This is a genomic window from Faecalibacterium sp. I4-1-79 (genome assembly GCF_023347235.1).
GTDB lineage: Bacteria > Bacillota > Clostridia > Oscillospirales > Ruminococcaceae > Faecalibacterium > Faecalibacterium tardum.
The window spans coordinates 577,608-596,770 of sequence record NZ_CP094467.1 but is presented as its reverse complement, the minus strand read 5'-3'; the positions used below and the strand labels follow the sequence as shown (position 1 = coordinate 596,770).

Below are 19,163 nucleotides of genomic sequence, written 5' to 3'. Positions count from 1 at the left end.
CCTTTTTATAAGATCCATTATTTGCATCATACCATAAAAAGGCCGCTGCTACAATGGCTTAAAAAATTTATGCAGATTTATTTTTTTCCGCCTTAACTGCGCCCCTGCCGTGGGCTTTTGGTAGGTGAAAGGAGGCGAAAAACATGTTTGAGCTGATCTCTACTCTGGGCTGCGCCGCAGCCGGTGCCGTCGCAGGCGCCGTGAAGGGCGCTTCCATCGGCATCGCCGTGGGCGGCCCTGTCGGTGCCATTGCCGGCACCATCCCCTGCGCCATCGTTGGCGGCGTTACCGGCGCTCTGGCCGGCAACAACGTCGGCCACCGCATCGACGAGCGGTGAGCCCCGCGCCAGCGCTCCCGTCCGTTTTGTGCGGACGGGAGCCTTTTTTTAAGAACCGGGAGGTACACGCTATGTTCATCAACTTTTCCAACCACCCCTACGCCCTGTGGAGCGCCGAGCAGCAGGCGGCGGCGCAGCGCTACGGCCCGGTGGTCGATCTTGCTTTTCCCGCCATCGACCCCGCCGCCGACGAGGCCGCGCTGGACTCCCTTGCCACGGTATACGCCGACCACATCCTGCACCTTAACCCGGACGCCGTGCTCTGTCAGGGCGAGTGCACCTTTGTGTACCGGGTAGTCCAGCGGCTGGAAGCCGCGGGCATCCCCACGCTGGCCGCCTGCTCCCGCCGCAAGAGCCAGGAGACCACCTGCCCGGACGGCAGCACCCTGAAGCGCAGCATCTTCGCCTTTGCAGGCTTCCGCCGCTATGGCTCGCCCTGAACTTCCCGGTGCGGCTGCCCCCATTCAGCCGCCTGTTTCTCCATTTCGGTGGGCGGCTCGCACCCGCTTTTCCAGCCTCCTGCCAAAAATGCTCTTTTATTTTTCGTATGGTTGTGGTATATTGGTCTTGGAATTGTGAAAGCTGCCCTGAAATCAAGTATTTTTCTCTTTTTCTTAGAACAGCTTTGCTATTTCAACTTATCCCCGCAAGGGGACGGAAACAATGGGTAACCAGATGCAGGAGCGGATGCAACTTGTTATTTCAACTTATCCCCGCAAGGGGACGGAAACCGCTCCTTTCCAGCGTGCGCACGACTTGCGCACGTATTTCAACTTATCCCCGCAAGGGGACGGAAACTCTTTAACTTCGTCTTCGCTATAAGTCTTATTGAAATTTCAACTTATCCCCGCAAGGGGACGGAAACATGGAACTCTCTTACGATTAGCCCAAACGCAGCATAATTTCAACTTATCCCCGCAAGGGGACGGAAACATCCGCAGTTACCGATACCCACAACAGAGATGTTTAGATTTCAACTTATCCCCGCAAGGGGACGGAAACCCTTTGATCAGAGGCATGACTCTGATATCATCACCATTTCAACTTATCCCCGCAAGGGGACGGAAACTTTTCAGTCTCTGCGCGGAGACGCTTTTCTTCGGATTTCAACTTATCCCCGCAAAACCCTCTCAGGCGCTGCGCGCCAGCTCTCCCGAAGGGAGAGCTTTTCCAGCTGCCACTTACCTTGTACTAAGCTCCCCCTTTCGGGGGAGCTGGCACGGCGTAAGCCGTGACTGAGAGGGTTCTCCCCGCAAGGGGACGGAAACATAAAGAAGATGATTCCGGATTTTACTTCGCTGAATTATTTCAACTTATCCCCGCAAGGGGGCAAAAAACTCCGCATCAAAAATGGTGCGGAGTTTTTCTTTTGCGTGCCTTAACTTTTCGGTTTTCGTGGGCTTTTTCTCTATGAACAGAGCTGCTGCGGCATTTTCTCTGCCATGGCTTTTGTATTGCGACAAAATGTGCTATAATAGAGCCAAATCAAAGCATCTCTCACAAAATATACAACTATATTCTTCGTTTGTTGTGCAACTCTTCCACAATTTGTAAAGGAGATGGTATTTTGAACGTTCTCACCCTGCAGTCCACCTATGGCGGGCTGCTGCACGACACCGGCAAAGCGGTGTACCGTGCCGGTGGGCAGCGCGGCAGCCACAGTGAACAGGGCTGCCAGTTTTTGCACGGCGTTTTGTCCGGCGCAGACTGGACCCCGGTTCTGGACTGTGTGCGTTACCACCACGCCGCCGCGCTGCGTGGTGCTGCAAAAACACTGCCAGCCGATTCCCCGGCGTATCTGGTCTATCTGGCCAACCTGCTTTCCGGCGCGGCTGACCGCCGGGAGACCGAAGGCGAAAGCGATGCCTACCGGCGGGAGCTTCCGCTGGATGCAGTGTTCACCCACCTGAACGGTTCCCACCCCGGCTGGATGATGCCCGCGCAGCCGCAGGACGGCAGCCTGAAACTGCCGCAAAAGTCCCAGCCGCTTTCCGCTGCCGTCTACGCCGAGGCCGTGCGCACGCTGGAAGCGCAGCTGCCGCAGTTGCAGCCCCAGCCGGAGCAGCTTGGCAAGCTGCTGGGGCTGCTGGAAACGCAGCTTGGCTGTTTCCCGTCCAGCATCTATCCCGGGGATGGCGCGGATATTTCCCTGTTCGACCACGCCAAGACCACCGCAGCCATTGCGGCGTGCCTTAGCGAATATGTGCAGGCGAACCACATCACCGACCTGCGTAAAACGCTTTTTGAGCAAAAGAACGATTTTTGCCGGAAGGGCGTTTTTCTGCTTTACACCGCCGATTTTTCTCGCATCCAGAAGTTCCTTTATACCGTCCGCACCGAAAACGCCCTGCGCTCCCTGCGCAGCCGGTCGTTCTTTCTGGAACTGTTCATGGAGCACTATCTGGACGAGCTTCTGGCCGGGTGCGGCGTGTCCCGCGCCAACCTGATTTACAGCGGCGGCGGGCACTGCTATGTGCTGCTGCCCAACACCGCCGCCGTGGCCGATACCCTGACCCGGTGGAACCGGCAGTTCAACCGCTGGCTGCAACAGCAGTTCGGCACCCAGCTGTTTCTGGCAAACGCATGGACGCCCTGCTCCGGCAACGACCTGACCAACACCCCCGCCCAGAGCAGCCCCTATAAGGAGCTGTTCCGCCGGGTGAACCGCCTGCTGGAACAGCACAAGTTCCATCGCTACACCGCCGAAGATCTGCGGCTGCTGAACGATGCCGCCGCTTACCCGGATGGCCGGGAATGCAAGGTGTGCGGCACCAGCGCCGCCCTTGCGGACGAGCTTTGCCCGTGGTGCAGGCTGTTTGTGGAGTTTTCTGACAAAATTCAGCACAGGAGCGTGCTGGTGGTAAGCCGTCAGCCCTCGGCAGCCGATGACTGCACGCTGCCCACGCTGGACGGCGGCAGCGTCTACCTGACCACGACCGACCGGGCTTCGGCGCAAAAGCGCCTTTCCTCCGGCGAGCCGGTCCTGCGGATGTACACCAAAAATACCCCGTACAGCCCCCTTCCCTCCACCACCAACCTGTATGTGGGCGATTACGCCGCCAAAAACAGCATGGATGAACTGGCCGAGCAGGCTGCGGGCGTGCGCCGCATTGCGGTCTGCCGCATGGATGTGGACAATCTCGGCCACGCGTTCATCTCCGGTTTTGAGCAGGAGAGCGAAAAAGACCCGGTGCGGCGGATGCGCTATGTCAACCTGTCCCGCACCTCGGCGTTCTCCCGGCAGATGTCCCTGTTTTTCAAGGGCTATATCAACGGCATTCTGGACGGTTTGCAGGTAAGTATCGTCTATGCCGGCGGCGATGACGTGTTCCTTGTGGGCGCATGGAACGATGTTCTGGAAGCCGCGCAGCGCATCCAGCGCAATCTGACCGCCTTTTCCTGCGGGGCGCTGACTCTCAGCGCAGGCATCGGCATCTTCGACCCCCACTACCCCATCCGGCTTTCTGCCGAGGAAACCGCCGCACTGGAGGAAGCCGCCAAGCATCTGCCCGGTAAAAATGCCGTGGCGCTGTTTACGCCGGAGCGCAAAGCCGTCCGGGATGCAAAGGGCAATCTGCTGGTGCAGCCGGAGCAGGGGCATACCTATGCGTGGGACACCTTCCGCACAAAGGTGCTGGAAGAAAAGGTTGGCTGCTTGCAGCGCTTCTTCCAAGCCTATGACCGCAGCTGCGCAGACAAAGGCGAGACCCCGCGCGGAAATTCCATGCTCTACAATTTGCTGGCACTGCTGCGGGAAGCGGAGAACGACCGCATCAACCTTGCGCGGTATGCCTATCTGCTGGCGCGGCTCTCCCCCGAAAAGAACGCGCCGGACTATCCGCTCTACGAACAATTTTCTCACAGCATGATGGACGACTGGGCCTTTGATGCCGTGCAGCGTCACCAGCTCATCACCGCGATCTACATTTATGTGTATCAGAACAGAAAGGGTGGCGACACAGATGGCAGAATGGAATAACAACAGCCGGGACGGAAAAGACCCGCAGAAGGCGCTCCCGCCGGAGACCGTACCGAGAAAGGTGCCGGAGAATTATGTGGACGAGGCCGAGCGCATTATGCGCGCCCTGATAAGCAGCGGCACGACCATAACCACCAGCAAGATCCGCAATCTGCTGAGCCTTGTGACCGATATCTATAATGACGAAAGCATCCGCACTGAGGACAAGCTGAAACCGGACAGTGTGGTCAAACTCAACCTGATGCGGGTGCGCGTAGCCTACGAGTATGGCCGTGACACAGGAGAGAACAAGAGCCGCAACAAAGAAGAGGGCAGCGACCGTGACAGAGGAGAAAGCAATGGCCGTGACAAAGAAAAGAGCAGCGGTAAAGATAAAGTTTATCCCATGAAAGACTTTATTTCGCAAGCGCATCTGCGGGAATACCTCAAGGGCATTTCCACCGACCGTGCGGATCTGATCCGTTTTGCACACTACATGGAAGCGCTGGTCGCTTTCCACCGCTACCTTGGCGGCAAGGAGAATTGATTATGTATGGAAAAATTCTGATCCGGTGCGATCTGATCGTGTGCACCGGTATGCACATCGGCGGTTCCTCTGCGTTTTCTGCCATCGGTGCTGTGGACAGCCCGGTGGTGCGCGACCCCTATACCGGTCTGCCCATCGTGCCCGGAAGCAGCCTGAAGGGCAAGCTGCGCACCCTGCTGGCCCGCAGCCTCTGTCAGGATATTGAGAATATGCCCGATCTCAGTGCGGACGACGCACGCATTCTGCGCCTGTTCGGCTCCGCCGAGCCGGTGCGCCGCTCCCGCCTGCAATTTGCAGACGCCTTTCTGACCAATGCAGAGGCACTTTCCAACAAGGGCGTGCGCGTGACCGAGGTCAAGACCGAAAACACGATCTCCCGTGCAAACGCGCAGGCAACCCCCCGCCAGATCGAGCGCGTGATCGCCGGTGCAGTGTTTGGCGTCAGCATTGTTTACGATGTAACCGACCCGGCACAGGTGGAGGAAGATCTTGCCCTGCTGGCCAAGGGCATGAAGCTGCTGCAATGGGATTATCTGGGCGGTCACGGCTCCCGCGGCAGCGGCCGCGTCAGCCTGAAAAACTTTACGCTGAAAAACTACGGCGCACCGGTGGAACTTGACAGCCTGAAAGCCCTCTTTGATGAGGTGGACAGCTATGAACTATTTTCTGTTTAAGCTTCAGTTCGACACCGCTGTGCATTTCGGCGGTTCGGACTCCGCATTGTCGCTCTACACCTCCGAGGAGACACTGCGGGCAGATACCCTGTTTTCTGCGCTTTGCCATGAGACCCTCGTCCAGCAGGGGGAAGCCGCGCTGGAGCGGCTATGCGAAAGCGTCCGGCAGGGCAAACTCCTGTTCAGCGATACGATGCCGTGGTACGACAAAACGTTCTATCTGCCCAAACCCATCGCTGCATCGGAATCCACCGAGGAGGTGGAGACCACCCTGCGCAAAAAAGTCAAAAAGATGGCGTGGATCCCTGTGCTGGCCTTTGACCGCTATGCCAAAAGCCTGCACGCAGGGCATTTTACGCCCGATGACCAGCCGGAAAGCTTCGGCACGCATTACGAGCAGACCAAGGCAAATATCCCCGCGCAGGGAGACACCAAGCCTTATCAGGTAGGGCTGTTCCGCTTTGCACCGAACTGCGGGCTGTATTTCATCTGCGGCGTCTCGGAAAGCGGACAGGACAAAAAGCTGCACGCCCTGCTGGAAGGGCTGGGCGTCACCGGGATCGGCGGCAGGGTCAGCACCGGTTACGGCAAATTCCATGTAGTGCAAAAGCTCTGCCTGAATACGCCCCCTGACGCGCAGACCAAGTGGCTGCGCCGTGCGCTTGCTGCCAACCGTGCGCCCTATCTGCTGCTGACCACCAGCCTGCCGCAGGCGAACGAGCTGGACAGCGCTTTAAAAGACGCCTCCTTCCAGCTGGTGCGCCGCAGCGGCTTTATGGCCTCGGACTGCGTGGAAACGCCGCTGAAGAAAAAAACGCAGTATGCCCTTGCCGCCGGCTCTGTGCTGCAGCACCCCTATCAGGGGGCGCTGTACGATGTCAGCCTGACCGACACGCACCCGGCATACCGTTATTCCAAACCGATCTTGATGGGGGTGACCTTATGATGAAACAGCAGGATCATCTGCAAATATTCGACCTGATCCTGACCGTGCGGTCGCCCCTGTTCATCGGTGACGGCCGCATGTACACGAAAGCAGAGTACCTGTATTGCACCCGCAACGGAAGAGCCTCCTTGCTGGACGAACAGAAATTTTTCACCTTTCTGACAGATCGCGGGCTGATCGACCGGTACATCCAGTTCATGCTCTGCAATCAGTCCAATCTCCGGGATTTTCTGACCGAGGACTGCGGCGTTTCTGATACGGATCTGAACGCGCTGACCCGCTATACGATCGAGGCGGGAGATGCCGTTACAAATCCGCCGAAAAATCTCTACACCTTCCAGCGGGATGCCCATGACAGGGCGTACATTCCCGGCAGCAGCCTCAAGGGTGCACTGCGCACCGTATGGCTCTTGCAGGCCGTTCGGGCCGACCAGAGCACCGGGCACAGCCTTGCGTCAGACGATAACGCCGCATTCCCGGAGGAAAAATACATCAATCAGCTGCATCTGCGCCTTCAGGAGGACGGCAGCATCGCTTCCGATGCGGTCAACAGCCTGTTCCGGGGTGTTCAGGTCTCCGACAGTAAGCCCATCCCGAATGAGCGGATGGCTCTTTGCGGAAAATTCGATGTACTTCCGGACGGTTCCTTTCCAAAGAACAGCAAGAAAGGCCTTCCCCTGTTCCGGGAATGCGCGATCCCCGGCGCTAAGGTTCGTTTTAAGCTGACGCTGGATCAATCGGTGCTGAAGGGGCGTATTACCAAAGAGTCCCTTATGGATGCCATCCAGCAGTTTGATACTTATTACGAGCAGACATACAGCAGGCACTTCACCGCGCCAAGCGGTGCCGTCAACCTGCCGCAGCAGCCGCACCTGATCCTTGGCGGCGGCTCCGGCTTTTTTGCCAAGTCGCTGGCGTACCCCTATCTGGGCGAAGAAAAGGGGCTGCGCTGGACGGCAGCGCAAATGACACAGATGTTCCACAAGCATGGGCATGAGTGCGATATCGAAAAAGGCGTCTCCCCGCACACCATGAAATACGCCCGCTTTCGCGACCAGTTCTATCCCTATGGGTATTGCGAGGTGAGTATCCTATGATCCAGCAGTTTCAGCTTGTTTTAACGCCGCCCACGGGGGTACGCGTCCCGCAGGCATGGGCCTACCGCCTGTATGGCTGGCTGATGGCACAGCTTCCGGCAGACGTTGGCGATGCCCTGCATCTGCAAGGGGAGCACCCCATTGCGCATTTCCTGCATTTTTCGCCGGAAAAGCAGGCGCTGGTCTGGACGGTCAATCTGCTGAACGAGACGGTCCGGCAGAGCGTCTCTCCCCTTCTGACGTCCGTAAAGGAGATCCCGCTGCACGAATCGCCCCTGCCGGTCACAGAAGTCCGTGTTTCCCCGGCAGTCTCCGCCGCCGAGCTGATCCGCTTTGGTCGTTCCTTCGATGAAAGCCGCGCAAAGCTCGTTTTTCTGTCGCCCTGCGCCTTCAAGCAGTCCGGCCGCTATGCTATTTTTCCGCAGGAAACGCTGCTTTTGCAAAGCCTGACCGCGCATTGGAACACCGCTTTCCCGGAATACGCTCTTACGGATGATGATGCGCTGCTGGCTTTGCAGCAGGGGCTGCATATCGTGGACTACAACCTGCGCACCACACGTTATCCGCTGAAGGAAACGCGCATTCCGTCTTTTCAGGGCAGCGTAACGGTCGAAGCGCATCTTGCGCCGCCGCTTCTGGAGCTTTGGAACGCGTTGCTTTCTTTCGCGCCCTACGGCGGGGTCGGCATCAAAACGACCCTCGGTATGGGCGGCACAGTCTGCTCCATCGGGCGCACCGGTGCGCTATAAAAGCACGGTTTACCGCAAACAAAAAAGGTGAAGTGACCCACGGTCACTTCACCTTTTTTTGCAGGAGCCATGCCCGGCAAAGCCAGCCGGACAGGCCTTGCCTGAATTGCTTTCATTCATGATATGAACCAGATGAAAAAACAGACGGGTCATATCCCTTGACTTCAGTCCCCCGGGGGAGTATACTCCGTGGCAGTGAAATATTCGGCTATGACGAGAAAGAGTACCCGGAAAGAATGTTACAGAGAGCTGCCGGCTGGTGCAAGGCAGTGCAGGGCATCCGTGGGAAGATCCTCTCCGAGCTTTCCGGCTGAATGGGCGGTGTCTACGCCCCAGTAAGCGGGAACGGCAGGCCCCCGTTATCACGGGCCGCGCATTGTTGGATGCGCACTGAGGGGCCGGGCTTTGCACCGGCAATAAGAGTGGTACCGCAGAGGAGTTTATACGCCTTTGTCTCTTACGAACCGTAAGGGGCAAAGGCGTTTTTGTTTGCGGGAAAGCCATTTCCCGGATGTTTCATTGCCTTTACATCCGCAAAAATAAGTGTTCAGGAAAAAGGAGAGTTTATCATGAAAACATTGGAAAAAGTAAGCGACTTTGTGGGCAAGTACATGGCCGCCATCGTCATTGTGGTGGCGGCACTGGCGCTGCTGTTCCCCGGCACCTTCAGCGTGGTAAAGACCGCATGGGTCAACACCTTGCTGGGCATCGTCATGTTCGGCATGGGTCTTACCCTGAAGCCGGAGGACTTCAAGGTGGTGTTCAGCCGCCCGAAAGACGTGATCATTGGCTGCATTGCGCAGTTCACCCTGATGCCCTTCCTTGCATGGGCGCTGACGCAGCTGTTCCACCTGCCCACCGAGCTGGCTATCGGCGTCATCCTTGTGGGTACCTGCCCCGGCGGCACCTCCTCTAACGTGATGACCTATCTGTCCAAGGGCGACGTTGCACTGTCCGTCGGTATGACTGCCGTTTCTACCGTGCTGGCACCCTTCCTGACTCCTCTGCTGACCCTGCTGTATGCCGGTCAGCGCGTGGATGTGAACCCTGTAAATATGTTCCTGTCCATCGTCAAAGTAGTGCTGGTGCCCATCGCGCTGGGCTTTGTGGTCAACCACTTCTTCCATGCCTTCACTCAGAATGCTGTCCGCGTGCTGCCGCTGGTCTCCACCACCGCCATCGTGCTCATCATCTGCGCCGTTGTTTCTGCAAACTCCGCCAAGATCATGACCAGCGGCCTGCTGATCCTTGCCGTGGTCATCCTGCACAACCTGCTGGGCTACCTCACCGGCTTTGGCGTGGGCAAGCTGCTGAAGCTGGATACCACCAAGTGCCGCGCGATCTCCATCGAGGTCGGCATGCAGAACTCCGGTCTGGCCACCTCGCTGGCCGCTGCCCACTTTGCACAGTATCCGCTGGCAACTATCCCCGGCGCTGTGTTCTCGGTGTGGCATAACATTTCCGGTGCTGTCCTTGCCAACTTCTTTGCCCGCACCGCAGAGAAGAAGGACTGATCTTATACAATCAATAAGGGGCTGCTGCACAAGGTTTCTTCCCTGTGCAGCAGCCCCTGTTTTGTTTATTGCAGGCAGCGTCTCAGCTCCGGTATTCTGCCGGCAGCTGCTCCATGGTCTGCCACTTGTCCATGGCTTCTTCCAGCTTCATGCCCTTGGCCACTGCGTCGCGGCGGCAGGCGTTGACAGCCTGAATTTCCTTCATCTTGGCACCGGTCAGGGTGTAGCCCTTCATGGCGATGAGGGTAGCCGCCCAAGCCACCATAGGGATGATGCAGAACAGCACGATGACCACCCAGTTCATGCCCGGGGTGTAGGGGTCATACTGAGTGGGCAGGCTCTGCAGGCCCACAAAGCTGACCGCAATGCCCACAACGGTAGCGGAAAGGCTGGACACCAGCTTGTCCACCAAGCTGAACAGGGTGCCCATGATACCGGGGATGTAGTTGCCGCTGCGGTAGGTCTCGTAGTCGGAGCAGTCGGCAACCATGGGGATGGGCATATCGGCGGTGGCGTAGTACGCGCCGTAGCCGATGCCAAAGAAGGCGATGAACAGGATGGTGTACAGGTTCAGGGACAGGCCGTTCTCCCCCAGAATGGACAGGGTAAAGGCATCGCCGCGGCCCCAGAGCAGCAGCAGCACAAGCACGCCCACATAGCACACCAGCGCCACGGTGACGTACTTCATCAGGCTGGCCTTCTGGCCCTCTTTCTGGCTGGTGCGGACGGTCAGCAGGAAGAAGGGCACGCTGCACACATAGCCCAGCACCATCATGGGCAGGTACAGACCATCATAGTTGCCCATCATGCAGCCGTACAGCATGCACAGCACGGTGGTGTTGGTGGCGATGGAAAGTGCCAGCTTGCAGCCAGCACCGGCCACCATCAGCCGCTGCATGGGGTTATTGTTTTTGATGATCTGGAGGTACTCGCGCAGCTTGACCTTCTCGCTGACCTCGCCGCCGATGCCGAAGTACTTGGGCTGATCCTTCTCCCAGATGCCGATAACGGCCAGCAGGGTGAGCAGAATGGAGATGACGATGCCCACCGGCGCCAGCGTGCGGAAGAACCCGGCAGAGGCGTAGCCGCCCTCATAGTTCTTGGCAAGGATGGGAGCAAAGAACTGCATAGCGCCCATGCCCAGCAGACTGCCCACGGTGTTGAAGATGGTAAACAGCGGACGCTGCTTCGGATCATTGGTCAAAACGGTCTGGCCGGAGCGGGTGCAGCTGGTCTGGAAGGTGTAGCCGATGACCCACACGGCGTACAGCCCCACAAAGGCAGCGTAGCGCAGCCCCATGGCACTGGCGGGGATGAGCGGGGTAAGGCAGTACAGCACCAGAATGCTGACTGCCATGATGAGGTTGCCGATGACCATAAAAGGCCGGAACTTGCCGAATTTGCCGTTGGTGCGGTCCATGAGGGCACCGATGATGGGGTCGGTGATGGCGTCAAACAGACGCATACCGGTGACCATCACCGAAGCAAACAGCATACTTAGCGCCAGCACCTTGCTGCCGAAGGTTGCGATGTAGGAAAGCACCAGCACATAGTACACATTCGTTGCGCCGTTGTTCAGCGGAAACAGCACCAGCTGGTAGGTTTTGGCGCGGTTCACACTCGACGCCGTTGTTTTTTGTTCGCCCATTGCGGTCTCTCCTTTTGTCTTTGATAAAAAAGCGGCAGCCTGCCCCGCCTTCGGGGCAGGCTGCCACTTGCGAAAATCTGATTTTTCGGAGGGCTGATTATTCCTGATCTTCCGCCGGGGCAGTCAGCGCCTTTGCGGCCTTGCGTGCCTTGATGCGCTTGACCAGCATAAAGATGCTGACAGCCACCAGAACGCCCAGCACCACATCAACGCAGATCAGTGCAATCTTCCACCACGGGGTCACCCCCACGATCTTGGTATCTGCGGTAAAGCCATTCATGGCATTGGAGTTGGCCACAGTGTACAGAATACGGTGGGTAGCCTCCCGCATGGCCTGGGTGATATCGGGGTCACCCTGATAGGTCTTGATCAGTTCGCTGGTCCACTGCTGTGCACTGGAATCCCAGCTGTCGGTGCCTGCCAGCAGACCCTGTGCCACGTCGAAGCTCTTCATGGTGATGCCGTAGTTTGCAAAGGCGGCATTGCCAGAGAAGTCGGTCAGGTTAAAGCCGGTCAGACCCCACTCGCCGCGCAGGATGTTGGTCTGCAGGCCCTTGTGTGCGCCGGACCAGATGCCTCCGATGCGGGCGAATGCGTTCATGACGCATTTGGCACCGCCCTCAGTGACAGCGGTCTCAAAGCTCTTCAGGTAGACTTCGCGGATGGCCTGCTCGCTGGTGAAGGTTGCAATGCAGCGGCACTTGGATTCCGTATCGTTCAGGGCAAAGTGCTTGATGTAGACATACACGCCCTTGGACTGGATGCCCTCCACCTCGGCGGCTGCAATCTTGCCGGAGAGGAACGGATCCTCGGAGTAATACTCAAAGTTGCGGCCGGAGTAAGCAGTGCGGTGGATGTTCATAGCAGGGCCGTACAGGCCGGAAGCGCCCAGATCCAGCATATCGTTGCCGATGCAGATGCCCACTTCCTTCATCAGGTCCACATTGAAGGTGGCGGCCATGATGTTTTCGTCGCTGTAAGCAGCATGACAGGTGGCTACACCGGTCAGGGTCTGGGTAAAGCCCTGCGGGCCGTTATCATCGGTAGTGGCAGGCTTGGAAACGCTCTGCACCATAGCGGTGTTGTGATATCCCTTGCCCACCAGTTCGGCCATTTCCTCATAGGTGACCTGATCCAGCAGCTTGTCCCAATCCGGATCATCGTAATCCTTGCCGATCATCATGCCCAGCGTCATGCCGTTGTCGGCACCCATAGTGGGCATCTCGGTGGTAGAGCCATCAATGCCCTTGTAGCTCTGATACGGGTTGATATCCACCAGCAAGGCATCGTTGGCCTCAATGGCGATCTTCTCCGGCCAGGTGCCGGTCCAGTTGGCACGGGTGAGCATATTCATCTCGTCATAACCGTAGTAGGTCATGTCGGCAGAATCCAGCTGGTTGGTGATCTTCTCGCCGGTCACAGCAGAGATGGAGTAGGTCTCGGTATCGGTCACACCGTTGGTGTAGGTGTAAGTGAAAGCGGCATCGCCGTTGGCGGTCATGCCGTTGGCAGTGGTGTAGCCCTTGGCAGCCAGAACATTGTTCACAGCATCGTGGGCATTGTGTGCGGCGGTCAGGTAGTAATCACCGGCCTCCAGAATATAGGTCTGTGCCACATTCTCGTCGTAGCAGGCCAGCTCACTGCGGGGCACGTTGATGGTAACAGTCTCGCTTTCGCCGGGGGCCAGCAGCTGGGTCTTGCCAAAGCCGCACAGCTCCACAGAAGCCTTCTCGATGCCGTTTGCCTTATCGTACTCGGTATAGGGGGACTGGAAGTAAGCCTGCACCACTTCCTTACCTGCCACAGAGCCGGTGTTCTTCACATCCACGCTGATGTTGAAGCTGTCGGTAGCGGCATCGTAGGAGGACTGGAAGTTGGACCAGTCAAAGGTGGTGTAGCTCATGCCGTAGCCAAAGGGATAGGCCACGGTGGAGGCGTAGTCGTACTCGCCCACGTTCTGGGTGCCCATGACCACATCCTCGTAGCGGGTCTCGTAGTAACGGTAGCCCACATAGATGCCTTCCTGATAGGTGGTGTAGTAACCGTTGCCGTCCAGACCGCCGTTTGCAACAGAATACCACTTGCTGGTATCCTTCTCGTCATAGTTGGTGTACTGGTTTGCATAGTAGTCCACCAGACCGGGTGCGGTGGTGTTGTCGTAGCAGTAGGTGTCCACCAGATGGCCGCTGGGGTTCACATTGCCGGCCAGAATATCTGCCACGGCATTCAGGCCGTAAGAGCCGGTGTAGCCGATCCACAGAGCGGCGTCCACGCCGTACTCGGGATCATTGAGGAAATCGCACTCCATGGCGTTGGTGGAGTTGATCAGCACGATGGTGCGTGCAAACTCCTCCTTGGCCATCTTCAGCATATCCTTTTCTTCGTTGGTCAGGGACAGCACATTGGTGCCATCCACAAAATCGCCGTACTCCAGATCAGCACCCTCACCGGCCACACGGGAGAGCATTACGATGGCGGCATCGCCGTAGGAGGCAAAGCTGGAGCGCACATCGGCGATGTTTGCACCGGCTGCCGCATCCGCAGCCTTGACGTTCGTGCTGTACAGGGAGACAGGCACTTCGTTGATGTGCCATGCAGAGCGGTCACCCAAACTGGTACCCTTGCTGGGAGAGCGGACATAGTCCTTGCCTGCACCGTTGGTGTAGAAGTCCCACAGCACCGGGTTCACGTCAAAGCCCACATCCTCCAGAGCCTGCTTCCAGGTGGGAGCCTTGGAGGTGTCGATATCGGCAGAGCCGGTACCGCAGGTCACAACGTCCACGCTGGAATGGCTGAGCGTAGACACCTTGCTGCCCGCAGCCAGAGGCAGGGTGTTGTTATCGTTCTTCAGCAGCACAGCACCCTCACCGGTAAGCTGCTCTGCAATTTCCTTATCGTGTGCTTCCAGCTCTTCCACACTGCTGAAATCACTCTCGTAATACACGGCACTGTCGTCCTTGCCCACGGTCTTGTGGGTGGGGGTCTTCAGTGCAATGTTCACGGCCTGTGCACTGGCAAATGCCAGATTGGAACCGATGCAGGCACCGGCGAACAGTACCGTAAAAAGCACCGTAAGGATGCTCCACAGTACAACGCCAGAGCCTTTCTTCTTGCCCTTCTTCATGTTGTTCTCCTTTTCTTGTGTGTGTCAGCGATCGCCGCAGGCTTTTTTATGGCCGCTGTGGCGCAGCCATTTTCCAAAGTGCGGCAATTTATTCCAAGGTGTGGACCGGTACTCAGACCCAGTTCGCACTCTTCGACTTGGTTTTTACCAGCTTGTAGCTGGGGTTCGGGGCCGCCACGCTGCGGAAGCAGGCGGTGTCGATGCAGTCGCCTGCAACGGCTTTCAGCTCCACCTTTCCGTGCAGCGGCACGCGGAACTTAAAGATATGCTCCCCGGTCTGCTCTGCCAGCTTTTTGCCGTCCGCATACAGGGTAACGGATTTCTGGTTGGAGTAGACCTTGACCTCGATCTCCTTCTCGGTGCGGTCGGTGAACCGCTTGGAGCAGATATGAACGAAGTTCTCCTCGCTCCACCACGCTTTATAGAGGTAAAAGCTGTCCTTTTTGGTCTTTCGGTCAAAGGTGACCAAACCCTTGTGGTTCATGCCCGGCTCGCCGCCCTGATCCCGGGCGTCTGCTGCAAAGTCGAACATATTCCAGACGTGGGTCGCCCACAGCCACGGGTGGCGGTCAAAGCACTTCAGCATGTACTCGTGGTACTTGGCCTGATACTCCTCGGTGTGGTCGCCCCGGCGGGGGTGGGCACTGTGGAGATTGGGCATACCCTCGGCACCGTACTCGGAAAAGCCCAGCGGACGGTTGGGGTATACCAGATGGAAAAAGCCCATCCACAGGTCATTCAAAAACAGCCCCGGCACATACCAGCCCAGATACAGGTTCCAGCTGACCAGATCGGTGATGTGCGCCACCGAGTTGAAGGGGCCGCACATGGCGTAGCAGGCCAAGGTGGTCAGGCGGGTGGGGTCCATCTTGTGGCACAGCTCGTTGAGCACCCGATGGTTATCCAGCATATCCGCCTTATCCTTGGTGGAGATGGTGATCTCGTTGGACACGCCCCAGCAGACGATGGAGGGGTGGTTATAGTTCTGGTGGATCAGCTCTTTCATCTGGCTGATGGTATTTTCCCGGCCATTGGGCAGGTGCTCGGAGATATAGGGAATCTCTGCCCAGACCACCATACCATACTTGTCGCACAGGTCGTAGAAATACTGGTCGTGCTGGTAGTGTGCCAGACGGACGGTGTTTGCACCCAGCTCCCGGATCAGCGCCATATCCTCATCGTGCATCTCCCGGGTGATGGCATTGCCCAGACCCTTGCGGTCCTGATGGCGGGAAACGCCGTGGAGCGGATAAGGCTTGCCATTGAGGAAAAAGCCCTTTTTCGCATCCACCGAGAAGCTGCGCAGACCCACCTTGGTGGTCACTTCGTCCACCGGCTTGCCGTCCTGCATCAAACGGACGATACAGGTGTACAGGTAGGGATCCTTCACGCCGTTCCACAGGTGGGGAGCCTCCAGATGGAGGGAAGCCTTTGGGCCTTCACCCTTTGCAACGGTGCTGCCCTCGGCATCCAGCAGCTCCACCACAACAGTGCCCTCGCCTTCCACCAGCGTCTCCACCTGAATGTCGGCGCTGCCCTCTTTCAGATCGGGGGTGATTTTCACGCCGGTGTCGCCAAAGTGACCCAGTGCAATGTGGTTCTTGTTCACCACCAGCAGGCTCACATCCCGGTAGATGCCGCCGTAGAAGGTAAAATCTGCTTTCTGGGGATAAACGCGGTCGTTGACGCTGTTGTCTACCTGCACCGTGAGCTGGTTTTCTGCCTGCAGCAGCTCCGTGATCTCTGCCCGGAAGGTGGAGTAGCCGCCGTCATGGGTGCAGAGCTGTTGACCGTTCAGCAGCACGGCAGCGCTGGAATTGACGCCCTCAAACTGCAGCCAGACCTGCTGCTGTGCCGGGTCAAAGGCCGGTGCTGCAAAGCTGGTGCGGTAGGTGCAGGTACCCCGCCAGTAATCGTTACCGCCGTCCTGTCCATCCACGGCGTTCCAGGTGTGGGGCAGTGCTACGGCAGCGGTCACGCCGTCCGGGCCGGTAAACTGCCAGTCCTTCATAAGCTTTGCAATACTACGCATCCGATTCCTCCTGTTTTTCGCTGTGCTCCGGTAATTTTTCCGTACATTTTTCTTTCGTTGTTATTTTATCAAAGCAACCGCATTTCGCAAGATGCCCGCGAAAATCGGTCGCTTTGCGTGCGCATTCGGTTTTCGGCTCCCAAATGTGAACCGATATATTTGTATATTTTTCACAAACAGATGTATCCAACAAACTACAAAAAGAAAGCCGCCGCAGGACTTCCGTTTTCGAAAATTCTGCGGCGGCTGCCGTTTCCTTAACTTATTTTTGCAGCGGAAAGATGATCTTTTCCGCAAAGAATTCGCCCTGCTCTTCCAAGGTCAGCGTGCCTTTATATTTCTGTACGATACGCCGGATCACCTTCAGCTCATACTGTGTAGAACGGTTTGCCTGCTTTTCCGGCGGGCGCAGCGGACTGATGATATTCACCACCACAAAGCCCTGCCGCACACAGACCAGCAGGTCGATGACCCGGCACTCCGGGCGGGCGGTCTGCACTGCGCTTTCCACAGCATGATCCAACGCATTGGCAAACAGCGCGTACAGATCCCCTGCCTCGATAAAGCCAAGACAACTGCCGTTTGCCACGGCATTCAACTGGATACCCCGGGACTCGCACAGCAGGCTCTTCTCGGTCAGCACCACATCCAGCACCTCGTTACCGGTGTTGCGGTTCGCGTCATAAAGGCGGGCTGCGCGCTCGGCCTCCTCGATGCGCTCCGGCGGCACCGCTTCAGGCGACAGCTTGCGGAGATTGGCGATCTGCACCTTCAGTTCATGGCAGCGCTTATTGATGATCTGCACATTCTGCCGGGCGACCTGATACTGCTGGCGCTGGCGCTCGTACAGCAGGTTCAGGGCATTCATCTCTTTTTCCATGGCAGATTTCTTGAACAGCTCACTTTGAAAATACAGCAGGGTGATAAAATAGAACTGCCCGATCAGAATGGTGGCTATAACGCTCCGCGGAAACTGTTCCGCGCGGAAATTGTCCAGCACCGCTGCCTGTACCATGAACAGGATGCCGATAAAAAATGCGCTGAATAGCTGCCGGGGACCGATATGATACCCTCCTTTATAAGGCAGCTGCCGTGCCAGCAGGATGTACACTGCCGCAAAGAATACCGCCCCGGACAGCAATTGTACCAGAACCGCCCAAGGGGAAGCCATGTTCAGCGGGTGTCCATACCGGGCAAATTGCAGCTCTAGAAAGCACCAGCCCTCGTAGGCGCACTGCGCGATAAGCAGACTCCACACCGCGCAGTACATGGCTCCTTTTTTTATTGATATCCGTGCACAGGTAGATCATCCCACCAAGCAGCGCAAAAAAGGAGATATAAAGCGCCAGCAGCAAGAGCTGCTGCTGCCACAGTGTTGTGGACTGCGCCAGCGGGTCCAGCAGCTGCGCCAGTAAAAGCAGCGGGAACAGCATCCCGCAGGCGCGCGCCCAGAAATAGGAGCGATGCCGCAAGGGCAGACAAAAGACCATTGCTGCACCCCAGCGCAGCAGCGCCCGGAGCAGGCTGTTCAGCAGGGATGTGGTCACAGCACACCTCCCATGTAGGACGCCACCGCAGTAAGAAAGGCCGTGCGCTGCCGTCGGCTGATCTCCAGCCGGTCGTCTTTCACAAGGGCAAAGTCGCTTTCAATGCCCTTGACGTAGGCCAAGTTGACCAGATAGCACTGGTTGCAGCGGACAAAATGGTACTCTGCAAGCTGCTTTTCGGCGCTTTGCAGGCTGGCGCGCACCGCAAATTCTCCTTTGGCGGTGTGGTAGTACAGCATCCGGCTGCGGGTCTCCAGATAATAGATATCCGCCGTGTCCAGCAGCTGGATGCCGCCACCCGCCAGCTGCAACACCACCTGCCCGCCTCTGCGCCGCTGTACCCGCTGAATGGCGCGGGAGAGCTTTGTGCAGAACTGATAATAATTCACCGGCTTCAGCACATAATCCAGTGCGTCCACCTCGTACCCCCGGATGGCATACTGCGCCATGTTGGTCACAAAGACCAGCACCACCTCCGCATCCACTGCCCGGATGGCTTCGGCAGCGCCAAAGCCGTCCAGCCGGGGCATCTCCACATCCATAAAAATGATGTCGAACCCCGGCGTATAGTGCTCTGCGATTTCGGAGCCGTCTGTAATGAGGCTGATCTCCACCTGTACTCCCTGCTCCTCGGCATATTGCCGGACGAACCGGTTCAGGCATTCCCGTGTTTCATCCTGATCCTCCACGATTGCGATCCTGAACATCCTGCCCCCACCTTCTCTCTGCGTCTGATCGCCGTATCACTCTTTTTATTGAAACACACTTTTCCGTGAAATGCAATGGAAAACCTTGTTTGAAACAAGGCTGTTTTTTAGACGCCTGTCTTGCAGGAAGCGGTCAGGCTCGCACAACGCAAGCTTCCTTCTGCAAAGCAAAAAGGCAGGACACCATCGCCGTGATGATACCCTGCCTTTGATCGTTTACCGCTCCGTTGCGTAAACGCAAACCTCCGTGAATAAAAAACACACTTGAACCCCAGACCCCCT

At 57.5% G+C, this 19,163-nt stretch carries 15 protein-coding genes, 1 CRISPR repeat array and 1 other annotated feature; of the genes, 9 read left to right on the top strand and 6 right to left on the bottom strand.

Annotation, left to right across the window (positions count from 1 at the left end; translation table 11 throughout):
• The first annotated feature begins 143 nt into the window (after positions 1-143).
• The 9 genes from MTP36_RS02850 (at position 144) to MTP36_RS02810 (ending at position 9,823) form a co-directional block, all read left to right on the top strand.
• Positions 144-338 carry a hypothetical protein gene (locus tag MTP36_RS02850; protein ID WP_249238016.1) on the top strand — a complete coding sequence of 65 codons (195 nt, stop codon included), beginning with the start codon at positions 144-146 and terminating at the stop codon, positions 336-338.
• 71 nt (positions 339-409) lie between these two features.
• Positions 410-778, top strand: a complete 369-nt coding sequence (locus tag MTP36_RS02845; protein WP_249253430.1) for a hypothetical protein — start codon at positions 410-412, stop codon at positions 776-778.
• A gap of 190 nt (positions 779-968) precedes the next feature.
• A CRISPR array of direct repeats spans positions 969-1,407; the repeat unit is 32 nt; unit sequence ATTTCAACTTATCCCCGCAAGGGGACGGAAAC.
• Positions 1,408-1,905: 498 nt separating this feature from the next.
• A complete protein-coding gene (gene cas10 / locus MTP36_RS02840) occupies positions 1,906-4,317 on the top strand; it encodes a type III-A CRISPR-associated protein Cas10/Csm1 (RefSeq protein WP_249253429.1) in 2,412 nt (803 codons plus the stop codon).
• Positions 4,301-4,843, top strand: a complete 543-nt coding sequence (csm2, locus tag MTP36_RS02835) for a type III-A CRISPR-associated protein Csm2 (protein WP_249253427.1) — start codon at positions 4,301-4,303, stop codon at positions 4,841-4,843. Before cas10 ends, csm2 begins: the two co-directional genes overlap by 17 nt.
• A 2-nt stretch (positions 4,844-4,845) precedes the next feature.
• A complete protein-coding gene (gene csm3, locus MTP36_RS02830; protein ID WP_249253425.1) occupies positions 4,846-5,517 on the top strand; it encodes a type III-A CRISPR-associated RAMP protein Csm3 in 672 nt (223 codons plus the stop codon).
• Positions 5,498-6,463, top strand: coding sequence for a type III-A CRISPR-associated RAMP protein Csm4 (csm4, locus tag MTP36_RS02825; RefSeq protein ID WP_249253418.1), 966 nt, complete (start codon positions 5,498-5,500; stop codon positions 6,461-6,463). Before csm3 ends, csm4 begins: the two co-directional genes overlap by 20 nt.
• The gene (csm5, locus tag MTP36_RS02820) at positions 6,460-7,560 is read left to right on the top strand and encodes a type III-A CRISPR-associated RAMP protein Csm5 (RefSeq protein ID WP_249253410.1); all 1,101 of its coding nucleotides are present in this window, start codon (positions 6,460-6,462) and stop codon (positions 7,558-7,560) included. The genes csm4 and csm5 overlap by 4 nt, the downstream gene beginning before the upstream one ends.
• Entirely contained in the window at positions 7,557-8,309 is a 753-nt protein-coding gene (gene cas6 / locus MTP36_RS02815) for a CRISPR system precrRNA processing endoribonuclease RAMP protein Cas6 (RefSeq protein WP_249253398.1), read from the top strand. The genes csm5 and cas6 overlap by 4 nt, the downstream gene beginning before the upstream one ends.
• Before the next feature lie 201 nt (positions 8,310-8,510).
• Positions 8,511-8,770: a binding site (T-box leader), on the top strand.
• A 108-nt stretch (positions 8,771-8,878) separates the two neighbouring features.
• Positions 8,879-9,823: a bile acid:sodium symporter family protein gene (locus MTP36_RS02810; protein WP_097778528.1), complete on the top strand. Its 945-nt coding sequence runs from the start codon at positions 8,879-8,881 to the stop codon at positions 9,821-9,823.
• A gap of 82 nt (positions 9,824-9,905) precedes the next feature.
• Here MTP36_RS02810 and MTP36_RS02805 read toward each other — a convergent pair whose 3' ends face one another.
• From MTP36_RS02805 to MTP36_RS02780, 6 genes are all read right to left on the bottom strand, one after another.
• The gene (locus MTP36_RS02805) at positions 9,906-11,471 is read right to left on the bottom strand and encodes an MFS transporter (RefSeq protein WP_118657817.1); all 1,566 of its coding nucleotides are present in this window, start codon (positions 11,469-11,471) and stop codon (positions 9,906-9,908) included.
• Between the two features lie 97 nt (positions 11,472-11,568).
• Positions 11,569-14,595: a beta-glucosidase gene (locus MTP36_RS02800; protein ID WP_249253389.1), complete on the bottom strand. Its 3,027-nt coding sequence runs from the start codon at positions 14,593-14,595 to the stop codon at positions 11,569-11,571.
• Between the two features lie 112 nt (positions 14,596-14,707).
• A complete protein-coding gene (locus tag MTP36_RS02795; RefSeq protein ID WP_249253380.1) occupies positions 14,708-16,627 on the bottom strand; it encodes a glycoside hydrolase family 2 protein in 1,920 nt (639 codons plus the stop codon).
• A gap of 262 nt (positions 16,628-16,889) precedes the next feature.
• The gene (locus MTP36_RS02790; RefSeq protein ID WP_249253379.1) at positions 16,890-17,798 is read right to left on the bottom strand and encodes a GHKL domain-containing protein; all 909 of its coding nucleotides are present in this window, start codon (positions 17,796-17,798) and stop codon (positions 16,890-16,892) included.
• A complete protein-coding gene (locus tag MTP36_RS02785; RefSeq protein WP_249253377.1) occupies positions 17,704-18,174 on the bottom strand; it encodes a hypothetical protein in 471 nt (156 codons plus the stop codon). Before MTP36_RS02785 ends, MTP36_RS02790 begins: the two co-directional genes overlap by 95 nt.
• Positions 18,171-18,881: a LytR/AlgR family response regulator transcription factor gene (locus MTP36_RS02780; RefSeq protein WP_118657822.1), complete on the bottom strand. Its 711-nt coding sequence runs from the start codon at positions 18,879-18,881 to the stop codon at positions 18,171-18,173. Before MTP36_RS02780 ends, MTP36_RS02785 begins: the two co-directional genes overlap by 4 nt.
• Positions 18,882-19,163: the final 282 nt, after the last annotated feature.

Excerpts from the sequence above, each read along its gene's own strand:
- MTP36_RS02850 (WP_249238016.1), top strand. The coding sequence starts at position 144 with ATGTTTGAGCTGATCTCTACTCTGGGCTGCGCCGCAGCCGGTGCCGTC.
- MTP36_RS02845 (WP_249253430.1), top strand. The coding sequence starts at position 410 with ATGTTCATCAACTTTTCCAACCACCCCTACGCCCTGTGGAGCGCCGAG.
- csm2 (WP_249253427.1), top strand. The coding sequence starts at position 4,301 with ATGGCAGAATGGAATAACAACAGCCGGGACGGAAAAGACCCGCAGAAG.
- csm3 (WP_249253425.1), top strand. The coding sequence starts at position 4,846 with ATGTATGGAAAAATTCTGATCCGGTGCGATCTGATCGTGTGCACCGGT.
- csm4 (WP_249253418.1), top strand. The coding sequence starts at position 5,498 with ATGAACTATTTTCTGTTTAAGCTTCAGTTCGACACCGCTGTGCATTTC.
- csm5 (WP_249253410.1), top strand. The coding sequence starts at position 6,460 with ATGATGAAACAGCAGGATCATCTGCAAATATTCGACCTGATCCTGACC.
- cas6 (WP_249253398.1), top strand. The coding sequence starts at position 7,557 with ATGATCCAGCAGTTTCAGCTTGTTTTAACGCCGCCCACGGGGGTACGC.
- MTP36_RS02810 (WP_097778528.1), top strand. The coding sequence starts at position 8,879 with ATGAAAACATTGGAAAAAGTAAGCGACTTTGTGGGCAAGTACATGGCC.
- MTP36_RS02805 (WP_118657817.1), bottom strand. The coding sequence starts at position 11,471 with ATGGGCGAACAAAAAACAACGGCGTCGAGTGTGAACCGCGCCAAAACC.
- MTP36_RS02800 (WP_249253389.1), bottom strand. The coding sequence starts at position 14,595 with ATGAAGAAGGGCAAGAAGAAAGGCTCTGGCGTTGTACTGTGGAGCATC.
- MTP36_RS02795 (WP_249253380.1), bottom strand. The coding sequence starts at position 16,627 with ATGCGTAGTATTGCAAAGCTTATGAAGGACTGGCAGTTTACCGGCCCG.
- MTP36_RS02790 (WP_249253379.1), bottom strand. The coding sequence starts at position 17,798 with ATGGCTTCCCCTTGGGCGGTTCTGGTACAATTGCTGTCCGGGGCGGTA.
- MTP36_RS02780 (WP_118657822.1), bottom strand. The coding sequence starts at position 18,881 with ATGTTCAGGATCGCAATCGTGGAGGATCAGGATGAAACACGGGAATGC.